17 protein-coding genes and 4 pseudogenes are annotated in these 17,004 nt (G+C 66.8%); 11 read left to right on the top strand and 10 right to left on the bottom strand.

Features of this window, described 5'->3' with window-relative positions:
• Positions 1-117: 117 nt before the first annotated feature.
• From ACFVYR_RS31835 to ACFVYR_RS31825, 3 genes are all read left to right on the top strand, one after another.
• The gene (locus tag ACFVYR_RS31835; protein ID WP_384259474.1) at positions 118-1,275 is read left to right on the top strand and encodes an amidase domain-containing protein; all 1,158 of its coding nucleotides are present in this window, start codon (positions 118-120) and stop codon (positions 1,273-1,275) included.
• Between the two features lie 221 nt (positions 1,276-1,496).
• Entirely contained in the window at positions 1,497-1,922 is a 426-nt protein-coding gene (locus ACFVYR_RS31830) for a hypothetical protein (RefSeq protein WP_384259476.1), read from the top strand.
• A 137-nt stretch (positions 1,923-2,059) separates the two neighbouring features.
• Entirely contained in the window at positions 2,060-2,596 is a 537-nt protein-coding gene (locus ACFVYR_RS31825) for a DoxX family protein (protein WP_384259523.1), read from the top strand.
• 399 nt (positions 2,597-2,995) lie between these two features.
• Here ACFVYR_RS31825 and ACFVYR_RS31820 read toward each other — a convergent pair whose 3' ends face one another.
• Positions 2,996-3,685, bottom strand: coding sequence for a methyltransferase domain-containing protein (locus tag ACFVYR_RS31820; RefSeq protein ID WP_384259478.1), 690 nt, complete (start codon positions 3,683-3,685; stop codon positions 2,996-2,998).
• Between the two features lie 985 nt (positions 3,686-4,670).
• On the opposite strand from ACFVYR_RS31820, the gene recA reads away from it, so the two are divergent.
• Positions 4,671-5,747, top strand: a complete 1,077-nt coding sequence (gene recA / locus ACFVYR_RS31815; RefSeq protein ID WP_384259481.1) for a recombinase RecA — start codon at positions 4,671-4,673, stop codon at positions 5,745-5,747.
• 647 nt (positions 5,748-6,394) lie between these two features.
• Here recA and ACFVYR_RS31810 read toward each other — a convergent pair.
• From ACFVYR_RS31810 to ACFVYR_RS31800, 3 genes and pseudogenes are all read right to left on the bottom strand, one after another.
• The gene (locus tag ACFVYR_RS31810; RefSeq protein WP_384259483.1) at positions 6,395-7,243 is read right to left on the bottom strand and encodes a hypothetical protein; all 849 of its coding nucleotides are present in this window, start codon (positions 7,241-7,243) and stop codon (positions 6,395-6,397) included.
• A 101-nt stretch (positions 7,244-7,344) separates the two neighbouring features.
• Entirely contained in the window at positions 7,345-8,193 is an 849-nt protein-coding gene (locus tag ACFVYR_RS31805; RefSeq protein ID WP_384259527.1) for an IS5 family transposase, read from the bottom strand.
• Positions 8,194-8,258: 65 nt separating this feature from the next.
• A pseudogene (locus ACFVYR_RS31800) lies at positions 8,259-8,414 on the bottom strand (ATP-binding protein); the annotation flags it as partial.
• Between the two features lie 500 nt (positions 8,415-8,914).
• On the opposite strand from ACFVYR_RS31800, the gene ACFVYR_RS31795 reads away from it, so the two are divergent.
• Both ACFVYR_RS31795 and ACFVYR_RS31790 read left to right on the top strand, forming a co-directional pair.
• A complete protein-coding gene (locus tag ACFVYR_RS31795) occupies positions 8,915-9,328 on the top strand; it encodes an SsgA family sporulation/cell division regulator (RefSeq protein WP_384259486.1) in 414 nt (137 codons plus the stop codon).
• 160 nt (positions 9,329-9,488) lie between these two features.
• Positions 9,489-9,783: pseudogene (locus ACFVYR_RS31790) on the top strand (transposase family protein); the annotation flags it as partial.
• Positions 9,784-10,446: 663 nt separating this feature from the next.
• Here the strand turns inward: ACFVYR_RS31790 and ACFVYR_RS31785 are convergent.
• Positions 10,447-10,698: pseudogene (locus ACFVYR_RS31785) on the bottom strand (IS630 family transposase); the annotation flags it as partial.
• A 64-nt stretch (positions 10,699-10,762) separates the two neighbouring features.
• Between ACFVYR_RS31785 and ACFVYR_RS31780 the strand changes: the two are divergent.
• Positions 10,763-11,242: a transposase family protein gene (locus tag ACFVYR_RS31780; protein ID WP_389613337.1), complete on the top strand. Its 480-nt coding sequence runs from the start codon at positions 10,763-10,765 to the stop codon at positions 11,240-11,242.
• Positions 11,215-12,354, top strand: a complete 1,140-nt coding sequence (locus ACFVYR_RS31775; RefSeq protein ID WP_384259491.1) for an ISL3 family transposase — start codon at positions 11,215-11,217, stop codon at positions 12,352-12,354. Before ACFVYR_RS31780 ends, ACFVYR_RS31775 begins: the two co-directional genes overlap by 28 nt.
• Positions 12,355-12,469: 115 nt before the next feature.
• Here ACFVYR_RS31775 and ACFVYR_RS31770 read toward each other — a convergent pair whose 3' ends face one another.
• From ACFVYR_RS31770 to ACFVYR_RS31755, 4 genes and pseudogenes are all read right to left on the bottom strand, one after another.
• On the bottom strand, positions 12,470-12,712 hold the full coding sequence (locus ACFVYR_RS31770) for a winged helix-turn-helix domain-containing protein (RefSeq protein ID WP_384259493.1): 243 nt from the start codon (positions 12,710-12,712) through the stop codon (positions 12,470-12,472).
• 150 nt (positions 12,713-12,862) lie between these two features.
• Positions 12,863-13,168, bottom strand: coding sequence for a transposase (locus ACFVYR_RS31765; RefSeq protein WP_384259495.1), 306 nt, complete (start codon positions 13,166-13,168; stop codon positions 12,863-12,865).
• Positions 13,169-13,196: 28 nt separating this feature from the next.
• Positions 13,197-13,457 (bottom strand): annotated as a pseudogene (locus tag ACFVYR_RS31760) (hypothetical protein); the annotation flags it as partial.
• 239 nt (positions 13,458-13,696) lie between these two features.
• A complete protein-coding gene (locus ACFVYR_RS31755) occupies positions 13,697-14,482 on the bottom strand; it encodes a GntR family transcriptional regulator (RefSeq protein WP_384259497.1) in 786 nt (261 codons plus the stop codon).
• A gap of 122 nt (positions 14,483-14,604) precedes the next feature.
• On the opposite strand from ACFVYR_RS31755, the gene ACFVYR_RS31750 reads away from it, so the two are divergent.
• From ACFVYR_RS31750 to ACFVYR_RS31740, 3 genes are all read left to right on the top strand, one after another.
• Positions 14,605-14,847: a hypothetical protein gene (locus ACFVYR_RS31750; RefSeq protein WP_384259500.1), complete on the top strand. Its 243-nt coding sequence runs from the start codon at positions 14,605-14,607 to the stop codon at positions 14,845-14,847.
• Positions 14,848-14,979: 132 nt separating this feature from the next.
• Positions 14,980-15,108, top strand: a complete 129-nt coding sequence (locus tag ACFVYR_RS31745; RefSeq protein WP_384259502.1) for a hypothetical protein — start codon at positions 14,980-14,982, stop codon at positions 15,106-15,108.
• 423 nt (positions 15,109-15,531) lie between these two features.
• Positions 15,532-15,864, top strand: coding sequence for a hypothetical protein (locus tag ACFVYR_RS31740; protein WP_384259504.1), 333 nt, complete (start codon positions 15,532-15,534; stop codon positions 15,862-15,864).
• Positions 15,865-15,924: 60 nt separating this feature from the next.
• Here ACFVYR_RS31740 and ACFVYR_RS31735 read toward each other — a convergent pair whose 3' ends face one another.
• Positions 15,925-16,839, bottom strand: coding sequence for a transposase family protein (locus ACFVYR_RS31735; RefSeq protein WP_384259529.1), 915 nt, complete (start codon positions 16,837-16,839; stop codon positions 15,925-15,927).
• Positions 16,840-17,004: the final 165 nt, after the last annotated feature.

The following is a 17,004-nucleotide window of genomic DNA, read 5'->3' as shown; positions in this document are numbered from 1 at the left end:
CTGGTCCGGGTGCCTTCGGGTTCCGCAAAAGAGAGACAACCGTTCGGGAAGGGCCCGCAGTTGTGCCAAGATTCCGTGCTCCGGTCGGGGTGATCGGGCAAGGAAAGAGGAAACGCAGTGATATCCATAGCGATACCCAAGAGATACAGACCCGCCGCCTTCGCCGGTGTGGCCGCGGCCGTGGCGTCCGGCTGCCTGCTCGCGCCCTCCGCGCACGCGGACGCCGGTGGCGTGCCCCGCAAGGCCGACCACCGGACACTCGCCGCCTTCGCCCGCATCGCCGATGATGTCCTCTCCCGGCGCACCCAGGCACTGGTGGAGGACCGCGCGGGGCGCGGCGGCCCGGGCGCCGGCGCGGTGACGACGCGCATGTCCGGCCGGCTGCGGACGGACGAGGACGCCGCGCTGCGGTCGCTGCGCGCCCGCAAGAAGCGCCTTGCCCAGCTCGGCGAGGCCTACACGAAGGCGGACACCCGCGTCGTCGTGGACCGCGCGACGCTCACCGGCAGCACGGCGACCGTCCAGGTCACCGCGTCGTCGACGCTCACGTACAAGAAGGTGCGCGAAGGCGGGCCGCAGACCACCGCGTTCTCGACCCGGCAGGAGCTGAAGCTCGCCGGCACGAAGGACGGCGGCTGGCAGCTGACCGCGATCACCTCGCGCAACCAGGGCCCTGTCGCGGTCGACGAGCCCTCGGTGGCCCGGACGAACACCGTCAAGGACGACGGCAACCAGTACCCGGACGGCACACCGGCCTCGACCAAGCGCCCCACCACGCCGATGCCCTCGGGCAAGACGGCCGACGCCTACGGCTACTCCGCCATGGCGCAGTACGCGGAGAAGTACTGGCGCAGCTACAACCCGGCCTACCGGAAGTTCAACGGGGCCGGCGGCGACTGCACCAACTTCGTGAGCCAGGCGCTGAAGGCGGGCGGCTGGAAGCCCGTCCCCGGCTCCGCCTACGACTACCGGAACTGGTGGTACGAGAGCGCGGGCCAGAGCACGTCCTGGGTCGGGGTGAACGAATGGGCATGGTTCACGCTGTCCAACCGGCGGGCCCCGAACCTGGCGAGCGCCTACCAGCTGGACGTCGGCGACGTCCTGCAGGTGGACTTCGACAAGAACGGGTCCAAGGACCACACCATGCTGGTGACGTACCGCGACAGGCAGGGCATGCCGTACCTGACCTACCACTCCACCGACACCTACCGCAGGTCGCTCGCGAGCGTGGTCGCGTCCTACCCCGACGCGCGCTACTTCGCGTACCGCACCTGAGAGAGACCGGGGACAGCGCAGAGCGGCGCGGGCGGCTTCGGGTCGCCCCGCCGCGGCGAGCAAGCGCGTCCGCATCGGTGAGATGACCGGTGCGGTGGGGCGTGGACCTTCGTGGGTCGCTCGCAGCCCGTCGTCCAGCAGGCCCGCACCTGCTGGACGACGGGCTGCCGCTTCGGGGGGACGGCTGTACTTGAAAGTTCAAGGCAAGTAGGGTGTCCGCCATGAGTCCGAGCAGCCGGCGCCGGCCCCGTATCGACCGGGGCACGACGAGGCGGACGGTGTGGCCCCGGGGCCACACCGTCCGCACGGCACTGCTCGCCCTGGTCTTCGTCTTCGCGGCTCCCCTGTTCGGCATCAACGGCGCGACGGATGCCTCTTCTGTCGGCCCCGCGAGCGCGCGCAGCGCGACCACCGTCTCCGTTGCGCCCCGGGCCGACTCCCCGGCCGAGGACCACGACTGCCACAAGGGGCAGCCGGCGGATCCGCGGGGCGCGGTGGTGCCGTGTCCCGACCACTGGGCGCCGTACATTCCCAAGTCGACGTCCATGCCGCCCAGTCCGCCGCACGTCGTCCCGGCCCTCGCCGGAACGCCGTACCAGGACGTCGCGTCGGTCGACCTGTACGGAATCCAGATCATCAGAACGTAGACGGGTCTCTCCACCCGCAAGCCGACAGGGCCCGACAGCGCCGGTCGGCGTCACTTCGCTGCACCTTCGTGAGCAGCAGCCACGTACGGCCTTCACCTACAGGAGAGACACCCATGTCCGTTTTCGCCGGTACCAGCATGCGCACCACGTCCCCGAACGACACCGGCCCCCTTACCGCGCCCTCCCGGTCCGGCAATGACCTCGGGCTCCTGCTGCTGCGCTGGGCGGTCGGCCTGACCATGGCCGCCCACGGAACCCAGAAGCTCTTCGGCTGGTTCGACGGCGGCGGCCTGGACGGTGCCGCGCAGTTCTTCGCGGGCAACGGTTACGAGGCCGCGCACACCATGGCCGTGATTGCCGGGCTCACCGAGACCTTGTGCGGCCTCGGCCTCGTCGTCGGCCTGCTCACCCCGCTCGCCGCGGCGGGCGTCGTGGGCGTCATGCTCAACGTCATCGCCGTCAAGTGGGGCGGCGGGTTCTTCAACCCCACCGGCATCGAGTTCGAACTGCTGCTCCTCGTCACCGCCGCGAGCCTGGCACTGACCGGACCCGGTAGGTTCGCGGCCGACCGGCTCCTGCCCGTACTGCGCGCACACCGGCTTTCCCACGGTGTCGCCGCCGTGGCATTCGGCGCCGCGATGGCCGGCATCGTTCTGGTGACCCTCCGCGCCTGAGCCCTGTACGGGCGAGGGGTCTCCCGGGCGCGGACCGGCGCCGGGAGACCCCGAAGGTTCACCGCGTGCGTCTTCTTCCGGTGGCCGAGACGCGCTCGGCTCGAAACGCGGCAATCGACCGGCTTAGCCACCGAGTTCTCCGCCGCCATACGCTGCCCCCAACAGGCATCCGCACAGCTCAGTGCACCCGACCCCGCGGTTTCAGCGGTACTGACGGCAGTTCCGGGGCGGGCAGCGGCTCCCCGCGCGAACTCCGTCTCTGTCACGCGGAATGTCACGGCCGATCCTCTGATTCGTTTCCGGTCTTTGGTCAGGGGAACGGCGCGATGCACTACGGTGCGACGGCTCGGTTCGGGCAGCGCGAAGGGCGTCCATCCTTGAGAGGAGCGAGAGGGGAGGTCAGCGCTGTCGGTCAGCAATCACCAGCAACGTGTCCGCGACTGGGGGTCCGTCAGACTTCGCCGGAAGCATGTCCACGGCGATGCTGGTGAATCCGGCCTCATCGAGGGCCTGCACCCATACCTGCTCCTGGAGGACCCAGCGACGCAGCGAGGCCGTCTCGCCCTCTGGAGTCTTCGTGGGGATGTCGGCTGCCACCAGGTCCGGTTGGGCCGGAGCGCCGTTCAGGTAGTGGGCCAAGGTGGAGAAGACCAGCCGCCCACCCGGCTTCAGCGCAGCGGCTGTCGCCGGCAGTAGCTCGCGCGGATCGGTGAAATCGACGGCCCCGAACACGCTGTACAGGACGTCGTAGGCGCTCTTCGTCGCCTGGAGGTGGGGCACGGCGTCGCACGAGGCGATACGCAGGCGTGGGGCGAGGCGGGCGAACAGGTCGGTGGCCATCTTGTGCTGCGCGGAGGAGGCGTCGATGGCGTCGATCGCGGCGGGCTCGTGGTGGACGGCCAGGTGTGCGGCGTGCCGGGCGGCTCCGGCGCCGAGGTCGCCGACCACGTGTCCCGTGAGATCGCCGAGCACTTCGCAGCCGGGGCCGTCATCCTGGCTCCAGATCCAGTGGAAGGCATCGGGGACGGCGCGGTCGCGCTCGGCGCGGGTGCGGCCGTAGTGGTGCCAGAGGTCTGCCGTGGTCGTCATCCGCACCATCTTGGCGGGTGCTGCCTGACGTTGGGCTGGTTCCGGTGTCCGGACGAGCTGACGGTAGACGTGGGGTTCCTTCCCGGTCCGGACGGCGAGTCGACGGTGTACGTCGCGCCGACCTGGTCGGGGAGCTCGAGGTGGGGAACGCCGAGAACGGGCCGGTGCGTGCGCTGGCCGGGCTCGGTACGCCCGTGCTCGCCGAGGTTGGGCCTGTCGCCCGTTCCGTGACGCCGGCCGCGACGGACGCCCGTTCCCACCCGGGCGGATGGACGTGGTCCGCACGCGAACCGTCCCGGGCGTCTCCAGCTACGTGAGTTTCCTGGGGCCGGAAACTCCCGACCAGGTCGCGAACTCCTACGGGCCGAACGCCCAGCGCCCGCCGGCCGTGAAGTCTGCGGTCGACCCGATGCCGTCTTCGCCGCCGCACCGCTCCCCTTCGGGAAGGCCGACTCCGACTCCACGCCCGTCTGGGGCGAAGGCGGCATCACCACTCTTGGCGTCGGTGGCATTGACACCGTCCACACCGCCGCATCGCCTGTATCACCACGGTCTGGCTCCTCCACCACCCGGCCTCCGGGGTAGGCACGACAGCGTGGAAGAGACACGAGCAGGCGCTCGCGCGGTACTTCGACGGCATGATCATGGGGTGTGCCGGGACGGGATGAGTACGCCTCCTGCCAGCGAGGAGGCCAGCCGGAGCGAGGTCTCATACATCCGCGAAGCCGGTGGAGGGCATTCTCGGGAGCGGTGACGACATTCAACGACCCGTGGTTCAGCGAGGGCAAGCGAACAGCTGGGCGGCCTGCGTCCGGAACGGTCCGGTGCGCGCCCCCTCCCTCCCCCGCAGTTTGGTACCTTTCACCGGACAAGCAAATCGATCGGATGTTCGTTTACTGGGGCCTCCGAGGCGTCCGTTGTCGGCCGTAGACGCTCACGTTCTCCGACGTGCGGCGTGCCACTCAATCGGACCGGGTGAAAGCTCATGGCAGGAACCGATCACGAAAAGGCGCTGAACACCGCGCTCGCACAGATCGAGCGGAAATTCGGCAGGGGTGCGGTCATGCGCCTCGGCGAGCGGCCCGATGGGCCCATCGAGGTGATCCCCACCGGATCGACCGCGCTCGACGTCGCGCTCGGCGTCGGCGGCATCCCGCGCGGCCGCGTGGTGGAGGTCTACGGGCCGGAGTCCTCCGGCAAGACGACGCTGACGTTGCACGCAGTAGCGAACGCGCAGAACGCCGGCGGTTCGGTGGCGTTCATCGACGCCGAGCACGCTCTGGACCCGGAGTACGCCAAGAAGCTCGGCGTCGACACCGACAACCTCATCCTGTCCCAGCCGGACAACGGCGAACAGGCCCTGGAGATTGTCGACATCCTGATCCGCTCCGGCGCGATCGACTTGATCGTGATCGACTCCGTCGCGGCCCTGGTGCCGCGCGCGGAGATCGAGGGCGAGATGGGCGACTCCCACATGGGTTTGCAGGCCCGCCTGATGAGCCAAGCCCTCCGCAAGATCACCAGTGCACTCAGCCAGACGAGAACGACGGTGATCTTCATCAACCAGCTCCGCGAGAAGATCGGCGTGATGTTCGGCTCGCCCGAGACCACGACCGGTGGTCGCGCACTGCGGTTCTACGCCTCCGTGCGGCTCGACATCCGCCGCATCGAGACCCTCAAGGACGGCACGGACGCGGTCGGCAACCGCACCCGCGTCAAGGTCGTCAAGAACAAGGTCGCGCCCCCCTTCAAGCAGGCGGAGTTCGACATCCTCTACGGCCAGGGCATCAGCCGCGAGGGCGGCCTGATCGACATGGGTGTCGAGCACGGCTTCGTCCGCAAGGCCGGCGCCTGGTACACGTACGAGGGCGACCAGCTCGGCCAGGGCAAGGAGAACGCCCGCAACTTCCTCAAGGACAACCCCGACCTCGCCAACGAGATCGAGAAGAAGATCCTCGAGAAGCTCGGAATCGAGGTACCGGCCAAGGCCTCGGTCGCCGAGGACACGGGCGCCGTCCCGGTCCCTGATGCCGCACGGACCTCGGCGGGAAACGCTGCCTGACAGGCAGAGGCACGGCCCGGCCGGGGCCAGGCTTCCAACACGTTCAGCATTGCGGCGTGTTCTACGGCCCAGATCCGCTCACGCCCCCTGTTCCTTGCCGCGAACCTGTCGTGCGCGTCCGGGCGATACCGGCCCTTGCGCAAGGCACAGAGAACACCGCGCTCGGCAAGGAATCGACGTCCGGGGCAGGATCCGGCCGGGAGCGGCCTGGTGCGTCGGGGATGGATGCCGGGCACTTCGGGCATGGCTCTCTCCTGGCGGGAGTCGGCTGGAGGCACAAGTGGCCGGGGAACACCGGGACTTGTTCCCCCCGCGCGAGCGGAGGTGTTCCGTCGCGCAAGATCCGGACCACTCTCGGACCAAGTTGGCGGCCATCACCGACAGCGCCCTCGTCTTCGCAGATCAACGCAGTCGCCACACGCGTACCACCAGCAGACGAAGAACCTTCTGGTGTCGTACTCGCCGAAGAAGCTCGGCTTCTTCTAGGAGCACTAAAGAAGGCGCCTGACCCGGGCGTTTGCCCGTCAGGCGCCTTCCACTCGGTCCGTTCAGCGCAGAGCCCAGTTTGCGTTGTGACCCTCAGTTTCTCCCTCCGCTATCGCGTTCCTGACCAGCTCTTCCGGTCAATTTCCGGTCCAGATCCCGGCTCACCCGGCAGACGCTCCGCCCTGGCTGACGCGGTCCCACTCCGCCATGGACTGCTCGATGAGGCGGTTGGCCTGCTCCCGGACTCCGTCCAGGAACTTGGCGTAGTGGCGGAAGAGGACCTCGATGCCCTGACCCGCGCGGCGAGCGCATTCGGCCGGGTCCACACCGGAGTACAGCCAGAACGAGATCCCGGCGCGCCGGAGGTCGTAGGGCCGCTTGGCCAGGCCGAAGGCGAGTTCCGTGCGCGTCAGGACGTACTTCCGTGCCCGTGCCCACGTCGTGCCGTACGCGGCTGCGTCCACGTAGTTGCCGACCTGGTTCCGGAACAGCCGACCGTCCGGCGCCACACCGAAACGTTCGATGTGTGCGAGGAGCATGCGCACGAACTGCGGAGGGATGGCCACCGGCCGGGTTGCAGTAGCCGCACGGCGCTTGAGCGAGTGCACCTCGTGCACCGCGCCGTCGTCCGTCCACTCCTTTCCTGCGGTGACGACGCCGCCCGAAAGGTTAAGCATCCCCCACCCGGTCTCGGGCAGATGCCACTGCTCGAGCTGAAGGTGAATGACCTCCGCCGGTCGCATGGCCGCGTAGTACATGCAGCCGAAGAACGCCTCCAGGTGAGGACCGCGCCCACGCAACTCGGCGACCGCCGTGAGCAGGCGGGCGCCCTGAGCCGGATAGGGGACGGCAGCCGGGTCCACTTCCTCGTTGACGGCCGGAGCGTTCCACCTGAGCCCGTTGAGGGGGTTCTCCGTGAAGTAACCATTCTCTACAGCGGTGTTGAGAACTTCGTTGAACGCAGCCCGCTTGCGCCGCGCTGTCTTGGCCGCAGCGGCCTTGCCGTCCACCTAGCGGCACAGAGCGTCCAATGCCCGCCGCAGTACATCGGCTTCCGCAAGAGTGCTGACCGGCAGGGAGTTCCGCCTAGTGGGTGTCTGAGAAGCCCCGTTCAGGGCTGGGTTCTTGCCGCTGTGCGGTGTAGTAGCAGCATGACTGTTGCCAGGTAGATCGCGTTCTCCTGGCTGCTCGCCAGGTACTCGTAGTCCTTGGAGAGCCGTCGGTATCGGCCCAGCCAGGCGAAACTCCGCTCGATGACCCACCGGCGCGGGACCACTGTGAACATCGGCACCACGCGCGGCGGCGCGTCCGCCTTGGCCCAGGTGTGCCGGAACCCACCGTCCTTCCGTTGCACGATCTGGATGGTGATCCCGGTTTCCTCACGGACCCAGTCCAGGAAGTCCCGGCCGCGATACCCCTGATCTGCCCACACATGCCGGAGCTGCGGGAACTTGCCTGCGCACCGGGCCAGCAGCACGGCGGCACCGTCGCGGTCGCTGACGTTCGCGGGGCTGACACAGACCGCCAGAACCAGGCCGAACGTGTCGACGAGGAGGTGGCGCTTGATGCCCAGCACCTTCTTGCCGCCGTCGTATCCGTGCCAGCCGCCGCGTTCAGTGGCCTTGACGCTCTGGCTGTCCACCACTCCGGCGCTCGGGGTGGGTTCACGGCCCTGGCCAGTACGTTCCCTGGCTCGCAGTGCGGCGAGGATTTCTTCCCAGCGGCCCTCGATCCGCCACTGCCGCCAGTAGTGGTAGACGGTCTGGTACGGCGGAAAGTCGTGCGGCAGCAGTCGCCATGCACAGCCGGCCCGCATCCAGTAGGCCAGGGCGTCGATGATCTCGCGGCGGGGGTGCTTCGACGGTCTCCCGCCTGGTTTGGGCGGCGGCACAAGCGGTGCCAGCACTGCCCACTCCACGTCGGACAGGTCGGTCGGATACGCGCGCCGTTCCCCGGCCATCTCGGTCTCCATCAGCGCAGGGACTACCAACCCGCTTGCCCTGAACGGGGCTTCTCAGACAACCACTAGGCCACTTCGGTTTCCCGCTCGATGGCCTGGAGGCGGTTCTTGAGCCGATAGCTGTTGCCGTTGATCGGAACGACCTCGCAGTGGTGCAGGAGACGGTCAAGGATCGCGGTAGCCAGCGCCTCGTCCCCGAAGACCTGGCCCCGCGCCGTGAAAGGTATTACCTATCGCGATATTTGATGTTCGCGGTAGCCCCTGATCGAAAGGCCGCTTAGGATCAGGTTTCGAAAGGCCTGGCTGGCCGCCATGGCCCCCTCATCTGCGGCCGGGCCTTCGTTGGCTTGCTCAGAATTAACTAAGTTGACGTGTGGAAGCTGGCGTAGGCCCTGCTCTTGAATCGAGATCGGCGTCCATGTCCTCCGCTCGCCTATTTGTGGATTCCTTTGGGGTCTCGGCTGCTTATCGATTCGCTCGGTCCGTATCAGTGGAGGCAAGGAATTATTGACGAGGCAGTATGGTGCAGCGCCTTCTTGATTCCACTTCGAGAGTCCCCAACTCTAAGAAGCGAATGTCCAAGTGAAGATCGATGACTGGCGGAAGTCGCATACGTATCTCGGGAAGTCGGTGCAATGCCCCCTTTATCGGGGGTCATGAGGCACAGGAGTCACTGCATCCGCATACCGAGTGTAGAAGAACCAGAAGTGGAGCCCCGCTCATGGTCGTCACCCTCGAACAGCCCGCACGTGCCCGTCTCATCACCCCCGCGGGTCGCGAACGTGCCCTGCCCGTCACCCTGCGCTACTCAGCGGAGGACCCAGTGGCCATCCAGATGGTCTTCCCCTCGCAGGCGTCGCTCGACGGTGCGGAGGTCACCTGGATGTTCGCCCGGCAGCTCCTGGAGGAGGGGATGAGTGCGCCGGCGGGCGGCGGTGACGTGCACATCTGGCCGTGCGGGCGGGCGCGGACGGTCATTGAGTTCCGCTCGCACCAGGGGCTGGCCCTGGTGCAGTTCGACAAGATGGTGCTGTGCCGGTTTCTGGCGCAGTCGTACGCCGTGATGCCCGCAGGTGGCCAGGAGGAGAGCCTCGCCCTCGACCAGGGACTCTCGCGCCTGCTCGGCGGCGCCTGAGGCGGCAGCGACCTGAGCGAGCAGCAGCGACAGGGAAGGCAACGGTGAGCACTTGCCAAGTTGGCTGCGCTGATCGCGAGTTGGATTATCCTGCGTAACGACGAAGCTCCTGGTAGTCGGGTTCTAGACCAAGATCACCCGTGTCCGCCAAGAGCTTCGCATGCGTGCCTACCCGTCCTCGATTGATCTGCCCAGCCACATCTGGCGATTCCTGACTCAGGCAACTGACAGCCCGGCGGCAAGAGATCGGGACGCGGTGGTGGCATCTTCCCGCCGCACGTCAGGTCTTGCTCGCCCTGGCCCGCCTAGGGTGCGGTGACACCTACGCCCAGCTCGCCGCCGGGTTCGGCATCGGGATCGCGACCGTGTACCGCTACATACGTGCACCCGTCGAGGCCCCGGCCGCCCTCGCCGCTTCCTTGGACGAGGCGATGACGGCGATCCGGGCGAAGTCCCAGACCCTGTGGAGCGCACCCCGGCTGATCTGCGTGGCCGACGACTTCACCCGCTACGACGCGCATGCCGTGCGCGAGCACCGGCGCTCGATCGACCTGGTCCGCTACCGGCACTTCGGCAGCGACCACTTCGGCCTTGAGACCGTGGGTTCCGTGTCGGAGCACCCACCCCGGCAAAAGCCGGTACGCCTCCGTGCGGCCGGGGTGCCGGTGCGGAAGCAGGACGGTGCGATGGCCAAGCTGGCCCAGGCGGTCGACGAGGTCCTGGTCGGGCTCGGGGACGGCCTCGCCCGGGTCCAGCACAAGCAGTACGGTGCCTACCGACGGCTGCGGAACTTCGCCAGCGTCTGTCCGCCGCAGCAGACCAAGATCCTCGTCTACCTCAAGGCCGACCCCAAACGAAGTCGACCTCATCCTTGGCTTCACCCGGGACGTGACGTGGCTCGGCCACCACGGCCCGGGAGACCTGGAACTGCAGCTGCGCACGGAGCGGGACCTGGAGCGCACTCAGGATCTCCTCCTCAGCTACGCCGCGGCATAGAGGTCTCGCCTGGAGGCGCCAACCTCCGCGGGGTGTTGGAGTTGTGGGCTGTCGTCGTGATGCTGCCTTTCGATGCGACGGGCAGGGAATGGCGGTGAACTACTACTGAGATTGAACTCGCAGACGAGCACGATCCGGCCGCCGAGTTGGTGGTGGGCGGCGATCAGCAGGTCGCGGTAGTCGGTCAAGGCGAAGCTCTTGTGTCCGTCGTGCCGACCCTCGTCACGGCGGGGCCGGTAGATCAGCCTGGAGCATTCGCCGGGGTTGTAGCAGGTCAGCGCCGTTATGGAGATGTTGCATCGGGAGCGTCCGCGGGCCCCGATCACGAAGGTGTGCCCGCGCCGGGCCCAGGTGCGGGAGGCGGGCGGCGTCATCGAGCGGCTCTGCCAAGATTTCCGTGAGAGATGACATTGGGTCACTTCGCTGGCATCGTCGAGTGTGTGCGACAACTTGCTTCGTGTGTTGTTCCCGCATCTGGCTGCGGTGCTGGTGGGGAGGGTGTCGTTAGTCGGGTGCGTAGTACGGGTCGATGCGCGTGCCCGTGAAGTTGCGCGTCCATGTCCAGACTGCGGTGCGAATTCCGTTCGTGTGCACAGCTGGTATCAACGAAGTCTGGATGACGCTCCCGTAGGCGGACGCTCCGTGGTTGTTCAACTATCCGTGCGCCGACTTTACTGCGATGCACTTGAGTGCAGACGCCGGTCCTTTACTGAACAGATTGACGGCCTGACTGTTCCTTACGGACGGCGCACTACCACACTGGCTGCCATGCTTCACGAAATAGCTTTGGCCCTCGCCGGCCGGGCTGGCGCCAGACTGGCAGCGGCACTCCACGTCACCGTCAGCCGAACCACCTTGCTCAACATGGTGATTGCATTGCCTGACCTCCCTTGCTGGAGCCAAGAGTTCTCGGGGTAGACGATTTCGCGACCAAACGCGGCAGGAAGTACGGGACCGTCCTGGTCAACGCCGAAAGTCACGAGGTCGTGGATCTGCTGCCAGGGCGAGAGAAAGAACTGGTAGCCAGTTGGCTGTCCGAGCATCCGGGTGTCGAAATACTCTGCAGGGACCGGGCAGGCGGCTACGCTGAAGCGGCGAAAGCGGGTGCGCCTCAAGCACTACAAGTAGCTGATCGCTGGCATTTATGGGACAACCTCGCGCACGCTGTCGAGAGAACCGTCATCGCCCACCGCGCCTGCCTCGTCCCACCGGCGCTGACCGCCCCCTCTACCAGACGCTTGGCCACCGCTCCTCCATCCACGGTCGACCCTGACACCGGCCGTGAGAAGTGGCTCGCGACTCGAACCCGTCAACGCCACCGAGAGGTTCAGCGACTGTTCGCACGGGGCCGTTCAATCAGCGATATCAGCCGGGAACTTGGAATGGGCCGGTCAACAGCACGGCGCTATGCCCGCGCAGAGGTACCGGATGGACTCATCGACGGGGCGATGCGCACAACACCACTGGACGACTACAAGCCTTATCTAATTCGCCGTTGGAACGAAGGCTGCACCAACGCCTCACTCCTGTATCGCGAAATATGCGAGCTAGGCTACCCAGGGCGTACTGCACAAGCAGTTCGGCACTACCTGCATCCCCTTCGGACATCTCTGGGATCGATCCGTTCACCAATACCCGTCCTCAAGCCGCAACAGGTGACCAACTGGATCATGTGGCATCCAGATCGTTTGAACCCGACAGAGAAACAACAACTCGATGAAGCCCTGCACCGCTGCCCGGAGTTGGCAACTGTCCGCGACCACGTCCATACCTTCGCCCGCATGCTTTGCAATCTGTCCGGCGAGAACCTTAAAGAATGGCTCAGTGCCGTCAGTTCCAGCGGGCTTCCCACAATGGTCGCCCTGGCTGACGGATTACGGCGTGACGAGAAAGCTGTCGTTGCTGGACTGACTCTCTCCTGGAGTTCTGGGCCCGTCGAAGGACACGTAAATCGGATCAAGATGCTCAAGCGTCAGATGTACGGACGAGCCAGCTTCGCGCTGCTCCGAAAGCGGGTACTGCTCGCTTGAGCAAGTGACCCAATGTCACCTCTCACGGAAATCTTGGCAGAGCCCATCGCGATTCCGGCCTCGTCCTCGAAGACGATCCGGGCGTCGAGCGCCGCCGCGGTGCTTCCACCTGCGGTCAGGTCTCCTTCCCCCCCCAGCCGGTGATGGCCGCCTCGTCACGTTCGACGGCCCGTCTGGCCGGCACCTGGCAGGAAGTACCGTTCCTGATCAACAGCTTGGGCACACCCTGCAGGGTGTAACTCTTATGGCAGCGCCGCCCGATCACGGTCTTGACCCGCGAGAGTGTCCAGCGCTGGGCAGGCCAGCCGTGCGCGACGGGCCCCTTGGCCAGTTCCCGCTCCAATTGGGTGAACTGCACCGCAGCCAGCCGCGGCGTTGAGACCGAGCCGGTCGACTGCAGGGCCCGTGGACCGTCCTTGTCCCACGCCCGTCGCCACCGCTGCACCGACCGGACGATCCGACGCTTGCGCAGTTCGCGGTGGGGGCAGCCCGGGAGTCGCCACCCGATCTACGATGGACGCGGCATCACGCTCGCCGGACGTCCGGTCCACCCCACCGTCGCTCCGAGTCCCTCCTGGGCGACAAGGCGTACAGCCGTCTTGCACGTGCGAGTCCAGTCGAGGTCGCTGGCCGCTCTCAGGTTCGCGAGCAGGACGCGGTGCGACTGGTCGAACACGCCTGCCTGTTGCTGGCGTTCCAGATGTCGCCAGCATGTCTGTGCGGAGCCGAAGCCGGGCTTCAAGGGCAACAGTTGCCAGGCGATGTCCTGGTGCCGGACGTACAGGATGCCCTGCAGGCACAGCCGGTCGGCCACAGACTTCGGCCCGGGTGACCGCTCGGGCCAGGGCGGCAGCAACGGAGGGCAGCGGGTAGACGGTGAGCCAGTCGCGGTCGGCGGTGTAGCGGCGCAGGTCGGCTGGCAGGTGAGTGTTGAGGTTGTCCCAGATGAGCACGATCGGGCCGCCGAGCTGCTGGTGGGCGGCCTGGAGCAGGTCTCTGTAGTCGGTCCAGGTGAAGCTTTTGCGTCCGTCGGTGCGGGTGTCGGGGCGCGGTCGACCAAGGAACAGCGGCCACCGAAAGCAGCGAGCGGGGAACCTCTGCACACGGGCACCGAAGGTATCTATTACGTACTTGAGGGAACGAGAAGCTCCTGTTCGCCCCTGTTGCTGAGTTTCGGCGACGTATGCCTCACCCACGTTCCGACTGGGGGTGCCGCGTTCTGGGGCGATGCGATCACCTACTGCCCGCACTGTGTACCGGGCCCAAACGACACCTGGCGCAACTGGTCCGCCGTCCCCCATCGACGTCGGGGGTGGCTGCGCCTCATTGAATGGTGTTTGGTCTATGGCGCGAAGAGCTTGGAGTCCAGCGGGTCGATACTGATCTCGTACGCGACTTCCCAGCGGACGTCTGCGACAGTGATGTCCGCCGTTTCGACCGCGCGTCCGGTGTCGTCGTAGTACGTGCGCTCGATGCTCAGGACCAGGTCACCGAGGTTGATACCCAATAGATTTGCCTGCTCCTGGCTGGCTCGGCACGGACGGGGCACTTCGACAGCTCGCACGATGGTGACGCCGATCGACTGCATTCGCTCCACGATGCCTTTGCCGGCCAGCGGCCCCATCTCAGGGAGAATAATGGGGGATTGGCCGGTGATGGCCATGGGTTCCCAGCTGACCGAGAGCTGGGCGGGGCGCCCGTCGGCGAGGAACTCGTAATCGGTGCGTACGCACAGATCACCTGTCGCGATCCCCAGACGGCGGGCAATGTCGTTGGGGGCCGGCGTACGTACCTTGGTATGGGCTTCCCACGCACCACTGCGGCTGCCTTTGTCCATCTCGGCGAGGAAGGGGCTTCCGCCGCGGTGCTCGCGAGGCCGGGAGCGGACCATGCGGCGCCGCTCGCGCAGCGGAGCGGCGTAGGTGCCCGATCCGGCCCGCCCTTCCAGGACCCCTTCGGTGATCAGGCGTTCCACGGCCTTCTGCAACACGTTGGTACCGACACCGTACTGCTGGGCGAGATGAGCCCGGGACGGCAGGCGGTCGCCGGGCCGCCATTCTGCGGCGGCGAGTCGACGGCGCAGGTCGTCAGCGACTTGCTGGTGCTGCGGCGGCTCGACGAGGCCCATGCGGACTCCCTGTACGGGTGATTCAAGTTCCCTTTCACGCATATCGGTTGACAACCTAATGCATCAGCCCCAACCTAATGCATTAGAAATACGTTGAGTGATGCGACGTGGGTGGGAGAACCGTGAACTCGAAGGCCACCGACATCGTCGCCATGCTCATGGCCACCCTCAACACGCCGCCAAGCCAGAACCGGACCGGTGGGCGGATCCGCATCGAGGCCGAGCTGCCCGCCTCCCTCGCGGACCCCGACCGTCTCAGGCTTCTTCGATTACTCGTCGAAACCGGTGAACAGTTTGGCCACAGCATCCACAAAGACGGCACCGAGACCATATGGGCTGAAGTCGACCTGGTGAGTGAACCGTGACGCCTTCCCGGAAAACGGGGGCCATGTCTTCTCGCCCCGCCACACCCACCGCAACCCCGCAGCGCCGCTCCATCCTGTTCCGCGATTGCCTGCCTGCGTTCGTCCCGGCCCAGCTCGCGCACGGTGAGCGAAGTGCGCACCCACGTCGCCAGCGACATCACCGACTGGGGCATCCCCGATGCTGCACGCACCGACAGGCAGCTCATCGTCAGCAAACTCGCGGCCAACTCCGTGCTCCACGCTCTAGGCAAGACCCGGTAAGTCGAGATCGTCCTCACCGTGACGCACTCCGAGGGCGCACTGCGGCTCCCATCCCCCCTCGCAGACACACAAGGCCGGACGGGACGACAGCGTGGACGAGGCATGCAACTCGTCGCCCCTTGCCGGCCTGTTGTTGCCGCCGTCCGGCCGACGACGACACCACCTCGAAGCCTTGCCACCCTGCCGAGCACCGGGAGCTGCCAGCCTCCCCGCCCTGTGAGGACATCGCCGATGACCCCCGACAGCACCCCTGAAGGCCGCGCGCTCCACGCGGAGTTGTCCCCCAGCTTAGAGCGCCCCTGGCCGCCCGACCTGGTAAGGCTGCCGCCACACGGCCGCCTGCGCCCCGTCCGGAAACCCATGCAGACAATCTGGACGCTGCCCGCTGCAGACGCCGAACTCCCGCTACAGGTCCGTCTGACTGTGCAGCAGTCTCTGATCGGGTGGGGTGTCAGCCTGCCCGACGCTGTCCTGGCCGGCTCCAAGGCGCGTTGGCTCTGCGAGGCCGCCACCGTGTACTGCGGCGCGCGACGGGCCGTTGTCCTCGCACTGAACGGAGTCCGGCTCACCCTCGGCGTCCTCACCCTCACCCAACAGATCCTTGACCGCCACGGCGACCTCCAGGACCCCGGCCTCACGGATGCCGTGTGCGACCGTCCCACCGGCTCAGGCATCCTTCGACTGCCCGCCGGACCCGCCCTGTACGCCGTGAGAACGGTGGCTCTTACGGCGTCCGTCCCCGTTGGACAGAGCTGAGGCTAACGAGTTGGTGCGTGATAGCGGGTGAGGTGTGTTCGGCTGTGCCGTGGCCGGTTTTCAGATGTTGGCGGTGCGGTCGGAGACGAGGCCGGTGATGGCGCGGTAGGTGTCGGGCAGGACATCTCGCTGGTGTGTCCAGCGGGTCAGTTGCTTCCAGCGTTTGTGATCGGCAAGGGCGTGTTCGACGGTGATGCGGTCGGACGAGTGCCCGTGGCGGTCCCGTTCCCACTGCTCGACTCTGCCGGGCAATGCTCCCGGCCACGGTTTTCTGGGCGGTGCGATCGCCTGGCCACGGTGGTCGCGGCTCAGGCCGAGGTAGCCGTCGTCCAGGAGGACTTCGACGTCGGGGAAGTGCCGGAAGCAGACGCAGATGCCTTCGTCGCGGGCGGCCGTGGCGTCGTGCATACGCCCAGGTCGCAGGGCATCGGCCCATAACGTGCGGCCTCGCCAGTCGGCAATCACGGTGGCCTTCATCGTGTTCTGCTTCTTCTTGCCCGAGACGAAGGCACGACGTCCGCCGCGGCCGGCCGGTGGCCGGCGGACCCGGATCTCGGTGGCGTCCAGCCGCAGCTCGATGCCTTCGGCCTGGGCATAGGCAAATACATCCGTCAGCGTCCGAAGCCGCAGGCCGGGACGGTCGGGAACCGCGCACCCCCGCTCCGCCAGGAGCGTGCGCACCTCTCCGATCGCCCGGATGACCGTGGAACGGTCGACACCGAACAGCAGGCCCAGCACCGAGTGCGGCAGGTCGTGCCACAGATGGATCAGTATGGCCACCAGCCTGTCGACGAACACCAGCTGATGGCGGGCGCCGGCACCCGCGGCCCGCTTCCTGGCCCCGCCCCGCGTCGCATGCCGACGACCTTCGACCCCGGCCTGCCACGGCTCGGCCAACTCTTCGACCAGACAGGCAAGATGAGACCGAGAGATCCCCGTGAACAGCCGATGCGCCAGTACCGCCCGATTGACCATGATCGCCACAGCGGGATCATGCCATCCACCTGGCACGACACCTCACCCGCTATCACGCACCAACTCGTAATACTGCAACGGTGCTTGTTCTGATTGCTGGGCAGTTGTCATGGGCTGTGCCCGCGTCGTTTGTAGTGACTGATGCGGGCTTGGTGTTGTCGTCTG

This window comes from Streptomyces sp. NPDC058284 (assembly GCF_042881135.1).
Lineage (GTDB): Bacteria > Actinomycetota > Actinomycetes > Streptomycetales > Streptomycetaceae > Streptomyces.
The sequence above is the reverse complement of the archived record's forward strand: the minus strand, read 5'-3'. Positions and strand labels throughout refer to the sequence as shown.

Bases quoted from the DNA above. Each gene is read 5' to 3' on its own strand.
- ACFVYR_RS31795 (WP_384259486.1), top strand. From the start codon at position 8,915: ATGGTCGTCACCCTCGAACAGCCCGCACGTGCCCGTCTCATCACCCCC.
- ACFVYR_RS31825 (WP_384259523.1), top strand. From the start codon at position 2,060: ATGCGCACCACGTCCCCGAACGACACCGGCCCCCTTACCGCGCCCTCC.
- ACFVYR_RS31820 (WP_384259478.1), bottom strand. From the start codon at position 3,685: ATGACGACCACGGCAGACCTCTGGCACCACTACGGCCGCACCCGCGCC.
- ACFVYR_RS31830 (WP_384259476.1), top strand. From the start codon at position 1,497: ATGAGTCCGAGCAGCCGGCGCCGGCCCCGTATCGACCGGGGCACGACG.
- recA (WP_384259481.1), top strand. From the start codon at position 4,671: ATGGCAGGAACCGATCACGAAAAGGCGCTGAACACCGCGCTCGCACAG.
- ACFVYR_RS31755 (WP_384259497.1), bottom strand. From the start codon at position 14,482: ATGGGCCTCGTCGAGCCGCCGCAGCACCAGCAAGTCGCTGACGACCTG.
- ACFVYR_RS31735 (WP_384259529.1), bottom strand. From the start codon at position 16,839: ATGGTCAATCGGGCGGTACTGGCGCATCGGCTGTTCACGGGGATCTCT.
- ACFVYR_RS31805 (WP_384259527.1), bottom strand. From the start codon at position 8,193: ATGGCCGGGGAACGGCGCGCGTATCCGACCGACCTGTCCGACGTGGAG.